Annotated in this window: 12 protein-coding genes; 7 read left to right on the top strand and 5 right to left on the bottom strand. The window is 62.1% G+C overall.

Annotated features, from left to right (window positions below; translation table 11 throughout):
• Position 1: 1 nt before the first annotated feature.
• The 3 genes from glgA to PYR65_RS05460 all read left to right on the top strand — a co-directional run bounded on the left by glgA (position 2) and on the right by PYR65_RS05460 (position 3,535).
• Positions 2 to 1,441, top strand: coding sequence for a glycogen synthase GlgA (gene glgA / locus PYR65_RS05470; RefSeq protein ID WP_276120223.1), 1,440 nt, complete (start codon positions 2 to 4; stop codon positions 1,439 to 1,441).
• A 4-nt stretch (positions 1,442 to 1,445) separates the two neighbouring features.
• Positions 1,446 to 3,074 (top strand): alpha-D-glucose phosphate-specific phosphoglucomutase, encoded by a 1,629-nt coding sequence (locus PYR65_RS05465; protein WP_060639307.1) that lies wholly within the window; start codon positions 1,446 to 1,448, stop codon positions 3,072 to 3,074.
• A 251-nt stretch (positions 3,075 to 3,325) separates the two neighbouring features.
• On the top strand, positions 3,326 to 3,535 hold the full coding sequence (locus tag PYR65_RS05460; protein WP_060639306.1) for a hypothetical protein: 210 nt from the start codon (positions 3,326 to 3,328) through the stop codon (positions 3,533 to 3,535).
• Between the two features lie 12 nt (positions 3,536 to 3,547).
• Here the strand turns inward: PYR65_RS05460 and PYR65_RS05455 are convergent, their stop codons facing one another.
• Complete coding sequence (locus tag PYR65_RS05455; RefSeq protein WP_276120222.1) at positions 3,548 to 4,459, bottom strand: aldo/keto reductase; 912 nt, start codon at positions 4,457 to 4,459, stop codon at positions 3,548 to 3,550.
• A gap of 441 nt (positions 4,460 to 4,900) precedes the next feature.
• Between PYR65_RS05455 and glgX the strand changes: the two genes are divergently transcribed.
• Both glgX and PYR65_RS05445 read left to right on the top strand, forming a co-directional pair.
• The gene (gene glgX, locus PYR65_RS05450) at positions 4,901 to 6,871 is read left to right on the top strand and encodes a glycogen debranching protein GlgX (RefSeq protein WP_276120221.1); all 1,971 of its coding nucleotides are present in this window, start codon (positions 4,901 to 4,903) and stop codon (positions 6,869 to 6,871) included.
• Positions 6,872 to 6,952: 81 nt separating this feature from the next.
• On the top strand, positions 6,953 to 7,441 hold the full coding sequence (locus tag PYR65_RS05445) for a MaoC family dehydratase (RefSeq protein ID WP_060639303.1): 489 nt from the start codon (positions 6,953 to 6,955) through the stop codon (positions 7,439 to 7,441).
• Positions 7,442 to 7,722: 281 nt separating this feature from the next.
• Here PYR65_RS05445 and PYR65_RS05440 read toward each other — a convergent pair whose 3' ends face one another.
• From PYR65_RS05440 to PYR65_RS05425, 4 genes are read right to left on the bottom strand one after another with little or no spacing between them, the layout of a single operon-like run.
• Positions 7,723 to 8,295: a sarcosine oxidase subunit gamma gene (locus tag PYR65_RS05440; RefSeq protein WP_276120220.1), complete on the bottom strand. Its 573-nt coding sequence runs from the start codon at positions 8,293 to 8,295 to the stop codon at positions 7,723 to 7,725.
• Positions 8,288 to 11,281: a sarcosine oxidase subunit alpha gene (locus PYR65_RS05435; protein WP_276120219.1), complete on the bottom strand. Its 2,994-nt coding sequence runs from the start codon at positions 11,279 to 11,281 to the stop codon at positions 8,288 to 8,290. Before PYR65_RS05435 ends, PYR65_RS05440 begins: the two co-directional genes overlap by 8 nt.
• Positions 11,278 to 11,622 (bottom strand): sarcosine oxidase subunit delta, encoded by a 345-nt coding sequence (locus PYR65_RS05430; protein ID WP_060639300.1) that lies wholly within the window; start codon positions 11,620 to 11,622, stop codon positions 11,278 to 11,280. The genes PYR65_RS05435 and PYR65_RS05430 overlap by 4 nt, the downstream gene beginning before the upstream one ends.
• A gap of 12 nt (positions 11,623 to 11,634) precedes the next feature.
• The gene (locus PYR65_RS05425) at positions 11,635 to 12,888 is read right to left on the bottom strand and encodes a sarcosine oxidase subunit beta family protein (RefSeq protein WP_276120218.1); all 1,254 of its coding nucleotides are present in this window, start codon (positions 12,886 to 12,888) and stop codon (positions 11,635 to 11,637) included.
• A 411-nt stretch (positions 12,889 to 13,299) separates the two neighbouring features.
• On the opposite strand from PYR65_RS05425, the gene rpsU reads away from it, so the two are divergent.
• Positions 13,300 to 13,545: a 30S ribosomal protein S21 gene (gene rpsU, locus PYR65_RS05420; RefSeq protein WP_328518504.1), complete on the top strand. Its 246-nt coding sequence runs from the start codon at positions 13,300 to 13,302 to the stop codon at positions 13,543 to 13,545.
• A 281-nt stretch (positions 13,546 to 13,826) separates the two neighbouring features.
• Positions 13,827 to 14,714 (top strand): tetratricopeptide repeat protein, encoded by an 888-nt coding sequence (locus PYR65_RS05415; RefSeq protein ID WP_276120217.1) that lies wholly within the window; start codon positions 13,827 to 13,829, stop codon positions 14,712 to 14,714.
• The last annotated feature ends 56 nt before the right edge of the window (positions 14,715 to 14,770 follow it).

The raw sequence follows: 14,770 nt of genomic DNA, 5'->3' as shown, positions 1-14,770 counted from the left end.
CATGGAAGTTCTGTCCGTCGCATCGGAAGTGTTTCCGCTGATCAAGACAGGGGGTCTCGCCGATGTGGCGGGCGCCCTGCCGGCGGCGATGAAACCGCATGGCGTGCGTATGCGCACGTTGATGCCCGGCTATCCGGTGGTGATGCAAAAGATCAAGGAGCCGCAGAAGATCGGCGGCTTCGACAATCTGTTCGGCAGTCCCGCCTCGATTCTCGCCGTGGACCATGACGGCCTCGATCTTCTTGTGCTGGATGCGCCTGAATTGTTTGATCGCGACGGCGGGCCCTATGTCGATCAGACCGGACGCGACTATACCGATAATTTCCGCCGGTTCGCAGCCCTGTCGTTGACTGCGGCAGAGATTGCGGGTGGCCTGTTGCCAAGCTGGAAGCCGGACCTTGTGCATGTGCATGACTGGCAGGCGGCGCTGACGCCCGTCTACATGCGTTTTGGCCCGGCCTCTGCGACGCCCGTGGTGCTGACCATCCACAATATCGCTTTCCAGGGGCAATTCGGCCCCGATGTCTTCGTCGAGCTGGCACTGCCGCCGGAAGCCTTTTCGATGCGCTATGTCGAATATTTCGGCGATGTCGGCTTCCTGAAAGGCGGCCTGCAAACGGCCGATGCCATCACCACCGTCAGCCCGTCCTATGCCCAGGAAATCCTGACCCCCGAATTCGGCATGGGTTTCGAAGGCCTCTTGGCCTCCCGCCTTTCCAGCCTCTCCGGCATCGTCAACGGTATCGATACCGATGTCTGGGACCCGCAGAGCGACAGGAACATCGCGGAGACCTATGGCCCAGCCTCGCTGAAAAAACGCGAGGCCAACCGCAAGGCGCTGTCGGCGCAATTCGGTTTCGACAATGCCCCCGGCCCGATCTTCTGTGTCGTCAGCCGCCTCACCTGGCAAAAGGGCATGGATGTGCTTGCCGAAGTCATCGACGATATCGTCGACAATGGCGGCAAGCTCGCGGTGCTCGGGTCCGGCGATCCGGCGCTCGAAGCGGCCTTCATCACCGCTGCGGCCCGCCACCCCGGCCGAGTCGGCATGGTGATCGGCTATAACGAGCCGCTGTCGCATCTGATGCAGGCAGGCGCCGACGCCATCCTCATCCCCTCGCGCTTTGAGCCCTGCGGCCTCACCCAGCTCTACGGCTTGCGCTATGGCTGCGTGCCGATCGTTGCCCATACCGGCGGCCTTGCCGATACGATCATCGATGCCAACGAGGCAGCACTTGCCGCGAAGGTGGCAACTGGCTTCCAATTCTCGCCCGTTTCTGCTGCAAGTCTGCGCCAGGCGCTGCGGCGTGCCTTTACCGCCTACCGGCAACCGAAAGTCTGGGCTCGTCTCCAGGCTCAGGGTATGAAATCAGACGTGTCCTGGAATATGAGCGCGCATCGTTATGCCGATCTCTATTCCAGTCTTCTTGCGAAAGGCTAAGACCATGATCAGAACCGTTCAGACCACGCCCTATTTGGACCAGAAGCCCGGAACCTCCGGCCTGCGCAAGAAGGTGCCGGTTTTCCAGCAGAAAAACTACGCCGAAAACTTCATCCAGTCGATCTTCAACAGCCTCGACGGGTTCAAAGGCGACACGCTGGTCATCGGCGGCGACGGCCGCTACTACAATCGCGAAGTCATCCAGATCGCCATCAAGATGGCCGCTGCAAACGGTTTCGGCCGCGTCCTCGTCGGCCGTGGCGGTATCCTCTCGACCCCGGCCGCTTCCAACGTCATCCGCAAATACAAGGCTTTCGGCGGGATCGTCTTGTCGGCCAGCCACAATCCCGGCGGCCCGACCGAGGATTTCGGCATCAAGTACAATATCGGCAATGGCGGCCCGGCCCCTGAAAAGGTCACCGACGCCATCTATTCCGGCACCCGCACGATCGAGACCTACAAGATCGCCGAGGTCGCCGACATCAACCTCGATACCGAAGGCAGTCAGAATGTCGCCGGCATGGAAGTGGTCGTCATCGACCCCGTCTCCGACTATGCCGAACTGATGGAAAAGCTGTTCGATTTCCCGGCGATCCGCAACATGATCGGCGGCGGCTTCCGCATCCTCTTTGATGCCATGAGCGCCGTCACCGGCCCCTACGCCAAGGAAATCCTCGAAAACCGGCTCGGCGCCGCCAAGGGCTCGGTGCTCAACTTCATCCCGCTTCCCGATTTCGGCGGCCACCATCCGGACCCCAACCTCGTGCACGCCCGCGCGCTCTACGAGGAAATGATGAGCGAGGATGCGCCGGACTTCGGCGCCGCCTCCGACGGCGACGGCGACCGCAATCTGATCATCGGCAAAGGCATCTTCATCACGCCCTCCGACAGCCTTGCCATGCTCGCCGCCAATGCAAGCCTGGCTCCCGGCTATTCCAAGGGTCTCGCCGGTATCGCCCGCTCGATGCCGACAAGCGCTGCCGCCGACCGTGTTGCCGAAAAGCTGGGCATTGGTATCTACGAGACGCCGACCGGCTGGAAATTCTTCGGCAACCTGATGGACGCCGGCCTCGTCACCATCTGCGGCGAGGAAAGTGCCGGCACCGGCTCCAACCACGTGCGCGAAAAGGACGGTCTCTGGGCTGTGCTGCTCTGGCTCAACATCCTCGCCGTGCGCATGGAAAGCGTTGAGGACATCGCCCGCCAGCATTGGACGACCTACGGCCGTAACTACTATTGCCGCCACGACTACGAAGAGGTCGATTCGGATGCCGCCAACGGCCTGATGACGGCACTGCGCGACCAGCTTTCCACCCTGCCGGGCAAAAGCTTCGGCAAGCTGAAGGTCACGACGGCCGACGATTTCTCCTATAACGATCCGATCGACAAGTCGGTCTCCAACAACCAGGGCATCCGCATCCTGTTCGAAGGCGGCTCGCGCGTCGTCTTCCGCCTGTCCGGCACCGGCACCTCAGGCGCAACGTTGCGCGTCTATATCGAACGCTACGAGCCCGACGCCTCCAAGCACGACACCGAGACCCAGGAGGCACTCGCCGACCTGATCGCAGTCGCCGACGAGATCGCCGGCATCAAGGCCCGCACCGGCCGCACCGAACCGTCCGTCATTACCTGATGGGAAACTCTGAGAGAGACAGAAAATTTCCGGCTCTTGGGGAGGACCAGCGCGTATCGGGAAAGACACCCTCTGACCTGTCGGCCATCTCCCCCACAAGGGAGAGAGACCTTGCCGTGAACCTTCATTTTAATCCACAGGGACTGGCGGCAGGCGAAGCCCCTCCCCCTTGTGGGGAAGGGTTCTTCCATCCCATAAAACTCTGACTCACTGGCATGCCTCACTAAACCCACCCGCAAGGAACCGCGACAATGACCGACAACGATCTCGTCGCTCTCTACAAGGCCGGGAAATTCAAGGAAGCGCTCGCCGCCGCCATTGGCGAAAACGGCAAGTCCAAATCCACCCCGACCCGCCTCGTCATGGACAAGCAGGCCGGTAAGCTGCGCTGCTACCGTGGCAACAAGCGCGTCGAGAAAGACGCAAACGGCGAATGGCAGCTGGTCAAGCTTTTAGGGTAAACCAGCCTGTCGTTACGCCACCGGCCGGCCGCGTGCCACTTCCAGAACCTGAAACCAGTCCTGCAGGTCAAATATGATCTCGCCTGCGCGCGAAAGGGCGCGCACCCGCTCCGGTTCGGTCGAGCCGATAATCGGCAGCGGCTTTGACGGCAGGCGCAGCAGCCAGGCCAGCGCGACCGTGCCCGCCCCCGGTACGCCATATTTCTCCGCAAGGCGGGTCAGGAGCTCGACGAGTTCAGGGTTGCCTTTCTCCTTGTCGAACAGGCGCCCGCCCCCCAACGGCGACCACGCCATCGGCGCGATCCCCAGGCGCTGGCAGTCATCCAGCGTTCCATCGATGAGAGGCTGCGTATGGCTGACCGAAAGCTCGATCTGGTTTGCCACCAGCGGAATGTTGAGCTTCGACTGCAAAAGGGCAATCTGCGACGGCGTATAGTTGGACACGCCGACAGCACGCGTCTTGCCCTCCGCCACCAGCGCCTCAAGTACCCCGGCCACCTCGCCCGCATCCAGCAGCGGATCGGGCCGGTGCAAAAGAAGGAGATCGACATGGTCGGTCTTCAGGTTGATCAGCGAGTTTTCCAGCGAGCGGCGGATATGCTCCGCCGTGCTGTTATAATGCTTGACCCGATGCTCCGGCCGCGCTGCGCTGGTCAGCGCGATACCGCATTTGGTCACCAGTTCGATCCGGTTGCGCAAGTCCGGCCGCGTCGCCAGCATCTCGCCAAACAGCGCCTCGACACGGTAGCCGCCATAGATATCCGCATGATCGATCGTGGTGATCCCGGCATCCAGGCAAGTATCGACCGTGCGCGCAATCGAGGCGACCCCGCTCGTCTCCGGATTGTCGGCAATGCGAAACGCCCCCCAGACCAGCCTTGAAAATTCCGGTCCGTCACGATGCAGCTTGATACGGGATGACATGATAGGGCACTCGCTTGGCAATATGGAAATGAGGATGGCCCATCTATAGAGCCCTGACAAAACCCGCACAACGGCTGGGCTGAAACATCATGACAGACGTGTCTTAGGGCCGCAGAAGATACGGCATCCTCCCTCTTCTCCCCAGCGGGGAGAAGGTGGCCCGCAGGGCCGGATGAGGGGGGCGAAGCCACCTCAAACAAAGACATCCTGAATGTTTAAAGCTTAAAGAACGCAGCTTAAACCGCCCCGCTCATGCCGGACCGCCCCCTCATCCGCCCTTCGGGCACCTTCTCCCCGCTGGGGAGAAGGGGAGTGCTACCTCCCCTCAAGGGGAGGGTGAAACATAGCGCTTGCAACATTTGCCAAAGCAGCGACAAATCACTGTCAAACCAAGCCGGTACAAACCGCCATCCGCCCCGCGTCATCCCAAGGTGATCCCCGATGCCGAACCCGTCCGTCTCTTCCCTTGGCGCCACACTCACCGGCAGCAGCACGACGTTTTTGGTCCGCTCAAGCACGGCGTCCGGCATCGACCTCTGCCTTTATGACGAAACCGGTGATCGCGAACTGCGCCGGCTGCCGATGCAGCGTGGCGAGGACGATCTATATAGCCTCACCCTTGCCGACGCCCCCGCCGGAACCCGCTACGGTTTTCGCGCATCGGGAAACTACGACCCGGATAACGGCCTCTGGTTCGACCCCGCCAAGCTTCTGGTCGATCCCTATGCCCGCGAACTCGACCGGCCCTTCCATTACGATCCCCGCCTGTCGGCCTTCGGCGACGACACCGCCGATCTGGTGCCGAAGGCAATCGTGACCGCGCCACAGAACGCGCCGCAGCAAGCGCCGGTGTTTGAAACCGGCGGTCTGATCTACGAAATTGCCGTGCGCCCCTTCACCATGCTGCACCCAGACGTGCCGGAACACCAGCGCGGCACCGTTGCAGCGCTTGCCCATCCCGCCGTCATCGCCCATCTGCAGCGGATCGGCGTCTCGGCCATCGAGCTGATGCCGGTGACGGCCTGGATCGACGAGCGCCATTTGCCGCCGCTCAAGCTAACCAACGGCTGGGGCTATAACCCCATCGCCTTCATGGCGCTCGATCCGCGCCTGGTGCCGGGCGGCATGACCGAATTGCGCGAAACCGTTGCAGCCCTTCATGCCGCAGGCATCGGCACCATTCTCGACCTGGTCTTCAACCATTCCGGCGAAAGCGACCGCTTCGGCGCGACGCTCTCCATGCGCGGCCTCGACAACCATGTCTACTATCGCCACGCCACGGACCGGCCGGGCGAACTCATCAACGACACCGGCTGCGGCAACACCATTGCCTGCGATCATCCGGTGGTGCGAACGTTGATCCTCGACAGCCTGCGCCATTTCGTTCTGTCCGCAGGCATCGACGGTTTCCGCTTCGATCTCGGCTCGATCCTTGGCCGCGACATGAATGGCTTCAGCAGCGATGCCGCACTTTTGACCGAAATGCGCACCGATCCGGTGCTCAAGGACCGCGTGCTGATTGCCGAGCCCTGGGATATCGGCCCCGGCGGCTACCAGCTCGGCAATTTTCCGGCCCCATTTCTCGAATGGAACGACCGCGCCCGCGACGACCTGCGCCGCACCTGGCGCGGCGATAGCCATACGATCGGCGAGCTGGCGACGGCCCTTGCGGGTTCATCCAATATCTTTTCCCGCAACAACGGCGAACAGACCCGCAGCGTCAATTTTATCGCCGCCCATGACGGCTTCACGCTGATGGATCTCGTCTCCTATGCCGGCAAGCACAATGAAGCCAATGGCGAGGACAATCGCGACGGCCATAACGACAATCACTCCTGGAACAACGGCGTTGAAGGCGCAACGAACGATCCGGAGGTTATCGCCTTCCGCCGCCGCGACGTCATGGCGCTGCTATCGACCCTGTTTGCGACGCGCGGCGCGATCATGCTGACGGCCGGTGACGAAGGCGGCCGCAGCCAGCGCGGTAACAACAATGCCTATTGCCAGGACAATGCCATCACCTGGATCGACTGGACGACACTGGACGACACGCTGATTGGGCACACGGCCACGCTGGCGCAGATCCGCGCCCGCTTCGATGTCTTTCATGATACCGCTTTCTTCAGCGGAAACGGCGATGTCGAGTGGCTGCGGTTCGATGGCCAGCCGATGACAACGGCCGATTGGGAAAGCGCTGTGGCCGATCACCTGGTCATGCTGCTTTCAACCGGCGACGCCGTGCAAGGCAGGCGCACCCGGCTTGCCATCGCCATCAACCGCAGCCATGCCCCGCATGCGATCCAGCTCCCGGTCCGGCCGGGGTCGGGCTGGCAGAGCCTTTTGCCGTCGGCCAATGCCGGCATCGGCCGGGTGGCGGCGCGAAGTGTCGGGTTCCACGTCGAGATTTTATGAGCATGACGGCTCCCCCCGATTGCCGTTTTTCGCATGAGCGGCATATAGAGAAACGGGGGATGTTTTTGATCGGAAAAGAGAATGCCGCAGGAAATTTCGCTATCTGACGTCAAGAACCTGGTGGGCACCGAGGTCGGTACCTCCGACTGGATCACCGTCTCGCAAGAGACCATCGACAAATTTGCAGGCGCCACCGACGACCACCAGTTCATCCACACCGACCCGGTTCGCGCCGCCGCCGAAACCCCCTTCGGCGGCACGATCGCCCATGGTTTCCTGTCGCTCTCGCTGCTCTCGGCGATGAACTACAATTGCCTGCCGCGCATCCGCGAACAGACGATGGGCATCAATTACGGTTTCGACAAGGTGCGCTTCATGACGCCGGTGAAAAGCGGCGCCAGGGTGCGCGGCCACTTCACCATGGCCGAAGCCCGCTTCCGCGGCGCCGGCATGCTGATGGTCACCTACGAGGTCACCGTCGATATCGAAGACGAACGCAAACCGGCCCTCACCGCCACCTGGCTGACGATCATCCAGTTCGACCCGAAGGACCGGCCGGAGGATGCGTGATGCAGAAGGTCGCTTGGTTCCTCTCCGGTCTCCGGCAAGGCTATCCGGTCTCCAGTCGGGTGACTGCGTATGAAATGAGGGAGCCTGAGAGGGACTTCCCCCTTCTCCCCAGCGGGGAGAAGTGCCGAGCGCATGCGAGGCGATGAGGGGGTGTTTCCGCGAGTTCGGGGCGAACCGCCCCCTCATCCGGCCCTGCGGGCCACCTTCTCCCCGCTGGGGAGAAGAGGGAGGATGCCGGTTCTACCGAATGTATTGGCTGATCAGCGCGGCGTAAACCGCCGTCAGTTCCCCGCATCCTCTGCAGCTTCAGCAAGCAGCGTCGAGACATAAGGCGCAAACGACCGCCAGCATTCGACCCGGAATGTGTCCTCGGCAGTGCGCAGGAGCACGATTTCGGCCTTGGCCAGGACCGTGCGCGAGCAAGCGCCGACCGGGAAGGCTGTCAGCGACAGGTCCTGCGGGCAGCCGCCATTGATTGCCACTGCGGCACCACGGCCCTTGACGATGACAGCCGTGTTGCGGTGGGAAATATCCGTTGCCGAATGCATCACGTTGCTTGAAGTGACAGCCGCCATCAGGTCGGCCCCGTTCTCGTCGACGACGAGCCATTCGTCCGGCCCGAGCCAGAGCGCATGGCGGCCATTCGACGATACCGAGGTCTTGGCCTTGACCGGCAGCGGCAGTCCGAGCGCACCGGAGAGTGCGGTGACGGCATCGGGCTTTGCCCGCAGCGAAATCCGGGTTGCGGGTGCTGCCACCGAAAGCGCGGCAGCACCAGAGCCGCCATGAAAGCCTGCAAACGGCAGGGTGCGGGATGCAACAGATGCCACATTGGCCCCAATCAGATCAGCCATTGATGCGGCCTCCTTCCTTGTCAAAGAACACCATGTCGCTCACCTCGACGGCGATCGTCTTGTCGGGCATCGGCACATAGAGCGTCTGGCCGATCTTCGCCTTGCCGCCGGCAACCAGTGCCAGTGCGATCGAACGGCCGCAATTTTCGGACCAATAGGCCGAGGTCACATGCCCGATCATCGTCATCGGCAGCGGCTGGTTGGGATCGGCAACGATCTGCGCGCCCTCTTCCAGCACGACGTTGGGATCCTTGGTCAAAAGTCCGACAAGCTGCTTGCGGCCATCGGCGACCAGGTCGGGGCGGCGCAGGCCGCGGATGCCGACGAAATCCGTCTTCTTCTTGCCCACGGCCCAGCCGAGCGATGCATCGTCCGGGGTCACGGTGCCATCGGTGTCCTGACCGACGATGATGTAGCCCTTTTCCGCGCGCAGGATATGCATCGCCTCGGTCCCGTAGGCACAGGCGCCGAGCGCTTGCGCACGTTCATAGATCGCAGCCCAGACGGCCGGGCCGAAATCGGCGGGGACGTTGACCTCGAAGCCGGTTTCGCCGGTGAACGACATGCGAAACAGCCGTGTCGGCACGCCGCAGATTTTGCCTTCGCGAACGCTCATGTGCGGGAAGGCTTCGTTCGACAGGTCGATCTCCTCCACCAGCGGCGCGATGATCTCGCGGGCCTTGGGTCCCTGAACCGCGATGACGGCCCACTGCTCCGTGGCAGAGGTCAGCCAGACGTTCAGATGCGGAAACTCTGTCTGCAGATAATCTTCCATATGGTTCATGACACGGGCAGCGCCGCCCGTCGTCGTCGTCACATGGAAGCGATCTTCCGCCATGCGCCCGACAACGCCGTCGTCATAGACAAAACCGTCTTCGCGCAGCATGATGCCGTAGCGGCAGCGGCCGGGCTTCAGCGTATCCCAGCTGTTGGTGTAGATGAGATTGAGGAACTGCGCCGCATCCGGGCCGACCACCTCGATCTTGCCGAGCGTCGAGGCATCGAAGATGCCGGCAACGTCACGCACGGTCTTGCACTCGCGGTTGACGGCCTGATGCATGTCCTCGCCGGCGCGCGGATAATACCAGGCGCGCTTCCACTGGCCGACATCCTCAAACACCGCACCTTCAGCTTCTTCCAGCGCATGCATCGGCGTCTTGCGGGTCGGGTCGAACAGTTCGCCGCGCGAATGGTTGATCAGCGTGCCGAAAGTCACCGGCGTATAGGGCGCACGGAAGGTGGTGAGGCCGACCTTGGGGATTTCGCGGCCAAGCGTTTCGGCGGCGATGGCAAGGCCGTGGATGTTGGACAGCTTGCCCTGGTCGGTTGCCATGCCATTGGTGGTGAAGCGCTTGATATGCTCGATCGAGTGCATGCCTTCGCGCACCGCAAGACGGATATCCTTGGCACAGACATCGTTCTGGAAGTCGATGAAGGCCTTGACCGTCGTGTCAGGCCCCGCACCTTCGGCCGCACCCGCCATGCCGCCGGTCCAGGCAAAGGCGTTTACGCCCTGAAGCTCCAGCTTGTCTGCGGCGGTAAAGCCCGATGCGTTCGACATCAGCTCGCCGGCGGCCAGCGATTCCTCGATGGTGGCCTGCAGGTCGTTGGTGCCATTGCAGGCGCCGACGGAAAGGCAATCCTGCGCATAGGTGCCGGGCAGGAAGCGCTGGCTTTCGAAGTCGTAGGCCACCTTGCCGCGCGACTGCGAGAACATGTGCACCGACGGCGTCCATCCGGCCGATACGAGCAGCGCATCGACGGCGATCTTGCGGGCTGAGCCGCCGCCATTGCGGGCAACCGACATGGACGAAACCCGAAGCTTGCCGCCGGTATCGACGACACCGTGCCCAGTAAGGACCTCGATGCCGAGAGACCGGGCTTCTGCAAGCACGGCTTCGCCTGGCTGCTCGCGGCTATCGACGATGGCAGCGATGGTGATGCCGGCACGCTTCAGGTCGAAGGCGGCCTCGTAGGCTGAATCGTTGGCGGTGTAGACGCCCACCTTCTTGCCGACGGCGACGCCGAAATGATTGAGGAAGGTGCGCGCGGCCGAGGCCAGCATGATGCCGGGGCGGTCGTTATTGGCAAACACCATATGCCGTTCGATCGCGCCGGTGGCGATGATGACGCGCTTGGCGCGGACCTGCCAGAGGCGCTCGCGCGGCAGCCTCTTGTCGGGCTTTGCCAGATGCTCCGTCACGCGCTCGTTGAGGCCGACGAAATTCTGGGCGTAGTAGCCGAAGGCCGTCGTGCGCGGCAGCACGGTGACATTGTCCATCTTCGCCAGGTTGGCGGCCGTCGCCTGTGCCCAGGTGAAACCATCCAGCCCGTCAATGGTGACGCTCTTATCGTAATGCAGCGCGCCGCCGACTTCCGGCTGTTCGTCGCAGATGATGACGCGGGCGCCGGTCTTGGCGGCGGCAAGCGCTGCCGAAAGACCGGCAACGCCGGCGCCGATCACCAGCACGTCGCAATGGGCGTAGCGGCTGGCATAATGATCGGTATCGTCCTCGGTCGGCGAAACGCCGAGACCGGCGGCCGCGCGGATCTGCGGCTCGTAGACATGCTTCCAGGCCTGCTTCGGCCACATGAAGGTCTTGTAGTAGAAACCGGCGGCAAAGAAGGGCGCCAGGATATTGTTAACAGCACCGACATCAAAGGCGAGCGACGGCCAGCGGTTCTGCGAGATCACCTTCATGCCATCAAAGACATCCTGCACGGTGGCGCGCACGTTCGGCTGCTTGCGGGCAGCATCCCGCTCGACGCCGATCAGGGCGTTCGGCTCTTCCGCACCCGCCGACACGATGCCGCGCGGCCGGTGATACTTGAACGAGCGGCCGACGAGATGCACGCCATTGGCCAGGAGCGCGGACGCGACCGTGTCGCCCTCAAGGGCTGCATAGCTCTTGCCATCGAAGAAGAAACGGGCGGTTTTTGCAGGGGTGAGACGGCCTGCACCGGGGATACGATTGGCGCCGCTCATTTAGCATCCGACTCCGTAGCTTCATAGGTTTCGACTGTGACTTCGGTTGCCGGGCGCAATGTGCCAAGATCGGGTCTCGGCAAGCCGGCCTTGTAGGTCGTCAGGAACTTGTCGCTGACGGTATCGCGGGCCGCATTGAAGAACCGGCCACAGCCGTTGAGGTGGCGCCAGCGCTCGAAGGTGAGACCCTTAACGTTGTCGCGCAGGAAGAAGAACGCCTCGAAATCCTCGTCGGTCATATCGGTCATATCGGTCGGACGCGCGATATGCGCGTCGCCGGCCTGGCGGAATTCGAGCTCGGAACGCTCTTCCTCACAATAGGGGCAGTAGATCAAAAGCATGGTGTTTTCCCCTTAATGCGCAACGGCGGCGGCGGCCGCTTCATCGATCAGGCGGCCTGAGCGGAAGCGTTCCAGCGTGAACGGCGCGTTGATCCTGTGCGGCGCGTCGTTGGCGATGGTGTGGGCAAAGACATTGGCCGAGCCCGGCGTCGCCTTGAAGCCGCCGGTTCCCCAGCCACAGTTGACATAGAGACCGGAAACCGGGGTTTTGGCGAGGATCGGCGAGCGATCCGGCGTCACATCGACGATACCGCCCCAGGAGCGCATCATCTTCATCCGGCGGAAGATCGGAAACAGCTCGCAGATCGCATCCAGCGTATGGGTGATGATCTGCAGGCCGCCGGTCTGCGAATAGGAGGAATACTGGTCGGTCCCGGCGCCGATGACGAGTTCGCCCTTGTCGGACTGCGAGATATAGGCGTGCACGGTGTTGGACATGACAACGCAGGGGAAGATCGGCTTGACCGGCTCGGACACCAAGGCCTGCAGCGGATAGCTGACCAGCGGCATGCGCACGCCGGCCATTTCCATCAGAACCGAGGTGTGACCGGCGGCGACGACGCCGACCTTCTTGGCATTGATCTGGCCGCGATTGGTATCGACACCGGCAACGGAACCGTCCGGGTTGCGGCGGATACCGGTGACTTCACAGTTCTGGATGATATGAACACCGCGATCGGCGGCCGCACGGGCATAGCCCCAGGCAACGGCATCGTGACGTGCCGTGCCGCCGCGGCGCTGCAGGGCGGCGCCATTGATCGGATAACGGGCGTTGCGGGAAATATCGAGCGGCGGGCAGAATTCCTGCGCCTGCTCCGGCGTCAGCCATTCATTGTCGATGCCGTTCAGGCGGTTGGCATGAATATGCCGCTTGAACACCTGCTGGTCGTGGATGTTGTGCGACAGCATCATCACGCCGCGCGCCGAATACATGACGTTGTAGTTGAGATCCTGGCTGAGCCCATCCCAGAGCTTCAGCGCGTGATCATAGATCCCCGCGCTCTCGTCATAAAGATAGTTGGAGCGGATGATGGTGGTGTTGCGGCCGGTATTGCCGCCGCCGAGCCAGCCTTTTTCCAGCACCGCGATATTGGTGATGCCATGTTCCTTGGCAAGGTAATAGGCCGTGCCCAGGCCATGACCGCCGGCGCCGATGATGATGACATCATACTCCTTGCGCGGCTCGGGCGAGGTCCATTGCGCCTCCCATCCCCTGTGGCCGCGCATCGCTTCGCGAGCGACAGCAAAAACCGAATATTTGCGCATCCGCTTTCACACTCCGTAGTCCTGCCGAAAGGCCGGTGAATTTCTTAAGGTCGAACCTAGAAATCGCAAATCCCGGACTTCCGCAACGTTTCTTTTGCGACGCGAGACGGCGCTTGTCGCACGACTTGCGACATGCCGCATCCCCGCTGCAATATAAGGCGGTGCACATATGGGAAAGCGCGCCGCACCTGCTGACGCACACCCTCGCCGCATCGCAATTCCCGCACCCCATGCCGCAAAGCCACGGTTTTCCGGCAGTTTCAGTAGGGTAAAGCAACTGCAAGCTGGACTTTGGGCGAGCGATCTGGTATCCGCTCACCCAATCGTAAAGCTTCCGGGCTCCGCGAACATTATTTTTTTGCCTCGTTGACCTGACTTCATGAGGCGATCACTCCAAACTGAAGGAACGGGATTCACGTGCAGGTACTAGTCCGCGACAACAATGTCGATCAAGCGCTTCGCGCACTCAAGAAGAAGATGCAGCGCGAAGGCATTTTCCGCGAAATGAAGATGCGTGAGGCCTACGAAAAGCCATCCCAGAAGCGCGCCCGCGAAAAGGCTGAAGGCGTTCGCCGCATCCGCAAGCTGGCCCGCAAGCGTCTGCAGCGCGAAAGCGGCATCGTGACCGCCCGCCCTTCGGCGGCTGCAGCACGCTGATCAAGCATTTACGGCGCATTTGACGCGTAAATCGGGCGGGGGCGATATCATCGCCACCGCTCTTTCTATTTCTTCAGTCGCACCGGAAATAATTCCGCGTACGGGCGACCAGCGCGCAGAGCGTGCTACACTGTCTTCGGACACACGGAACGCCCATCATGATGGTGCCACCCATTATGGTGTAAGAGCGTCCCGGACTTTGAAACTGTGCATGCTGGCCCGATCCGCCGCTTCAGGCCCGGGACATGCCGAGACGCTTCGCTTAATCGAGGAAATCAATCTTGACATCGACTGCCAGGACTGCGGATTTTTCCGACCATACCGGCCATGCCGGGCGCTCCCATCGACGCGGCTTCGCTCTCGCCTCCCTATTGGCGGTGGCCGGCGCTTTGGCGCTTTCAGGCTGCACCACCGCCGAGACGTCGAACGACACGATGCGTGTCGAGCGGGCACAGGGCAGCGAGGAGAACATCGCCTCGCTCTCCGCCGTGATTTCGGCCAATCCGAGCGATCCGGAAGGCTACAATGTGCGTGGGTCGGCCTATGGCCGCGCCGGCGAATTCCGCCGGGCGCTTGCCGATTTCAACAAGGCGATCGAACTCAACCCGCAATTTTACCAGGCCTATGCCAACCGGGCGCTTGTCGAGCGCAATATGGGCGACCAGTCGTCGGCACAATCCGACTATAACCGGGCGCTGCAGCTGAACCCGCGTTACGACGTCGCCTTCATCGGCCGCGGCAATCTTTACCGCCAGGCCGGGCAGCTGGATCAGGCATTCGCCGATTTCAACAAGGCCATAGAACTCGACACGACAGATCCCCGCGCCTATCACAATCGCGGCCTGATCTATCAGGCCCGCAAGCAGCATGCCCAGGCGATCGAGGATTTCTCCACCGCGATCTCGCTTTCGCCCAGTGCGCCCGAGCCTTACAACGGCCGCGGGATTTCCTATGTCGCCACCAACGACGACGATAACGCGTTTGCGGATTTCAACACGGCCATCAATCTGAACGGCAAGATCGCCGAATCCTGGGCCAACCAGGCGCTGGTCTATGAGCGCCGTGGCGACAAGGCAAAGGCGGCAAAATCCTACGGCCATGCGCTGTCGCTGGATCCCAAATACGAACCAGCCCGCGCCGGCCTGGCACGCGTGAAGGCCACCGGGTAAAAGCAAGCCTTTACCGATAAGCGACATATCAACCCGCTGCCACCGCAGCGGGTTTT

Source organism: Pararhizobium qamdonense, from assembly GCF_029277445.1.
Classification (GTDB): Bacteria; Pseudomonadota; Alphaproteobacteria; order Rhizobiales; family Rhizobiaceae; genus Pararhizobium; species Pararhizobium qamdonense.
Note: the sequence above shows the minus strand (reverse complement) of the source record. Positions and strands in the feature narration are given on the sequence as shown.

What these genes read in the sequence shown, in the direction of transcription:
- PYR65_RS05440 (WP_276120220.1), bottom strand. Translation starts at nt 8,295, where the DNA reads ATGGCTGATCTGATTGGGGCCAATGTGGCATCTGTTGCATCCCGCACC.
- PYR65_RS05435 (WP_276120219.1), bottom strand. Translation starts at nt 11,281, where the DNA reads ATGAGCGGCGCCAATCGTATCCCCGGTGCAGGCCGTCTCACCCCTGCA.
- PYR65_RS05425 (WP_276120218.1), bottom strand. Translation starts at nt 12,888, where the DNA reads ATGCGCAAATATTCGGTTTTTGCTGTCGCTCGCGAAGCGATGCGCGGC.
- glgA (WP_276120223.1), top strand. Translation starts at nt 2, where the DNA reads ATGGAAGTTCTGTCCGTCGCATCGGAAGTGTTTCCGCTGATCAAGACA.
- glgX (WP_276120221.1), top strand. Translation starts at nt 4,901, where the DNA reads ATGCCGAACCCGTCCGTCTCTTCCCTTGGCGCCACACTCACCGGCAGC.
- PYR65_RS05460 (WP_060639306.1), top strand. Translation starts at nt 3,326, where the DNA reads ATGACCGACAACGATCTCGTCGCTCTCTACAAGGCCGGGAAATTCAAG.
- PYR65_RS05465 (WP_060639307.1), top strand. Translation starts at nt 1,446, where the DNA reads ATGATCAGAACCGTTCAGACCACGCCCTATTTGGACCAGAAGCCCGGA.
- PYR65_RS05455 (WP_276120222.1), bottom strand. Translation starts at nt 4,459, where the DNA reads ATGTCATCCCGTATCAAGCTGCATCGTGACGGACCGGAATTTTCAAGG.
- PYR65_RS05430 (WP_060639300.1), bottom strand. Translation starts at nt 11,622, where the DNA reads ATGCTTTTGATCTACTGCCCCTATTGTGAGGAAGAGCGTTCCGAGCTC.
- PYR65_RS05445 (WP_060639303.1), top strand. Translation starts at nt 6,953, where the DNA reads ATGCCGCAGGAAATTTCGCTATCTGACGTCAAGAACCTGGTGGGCACC.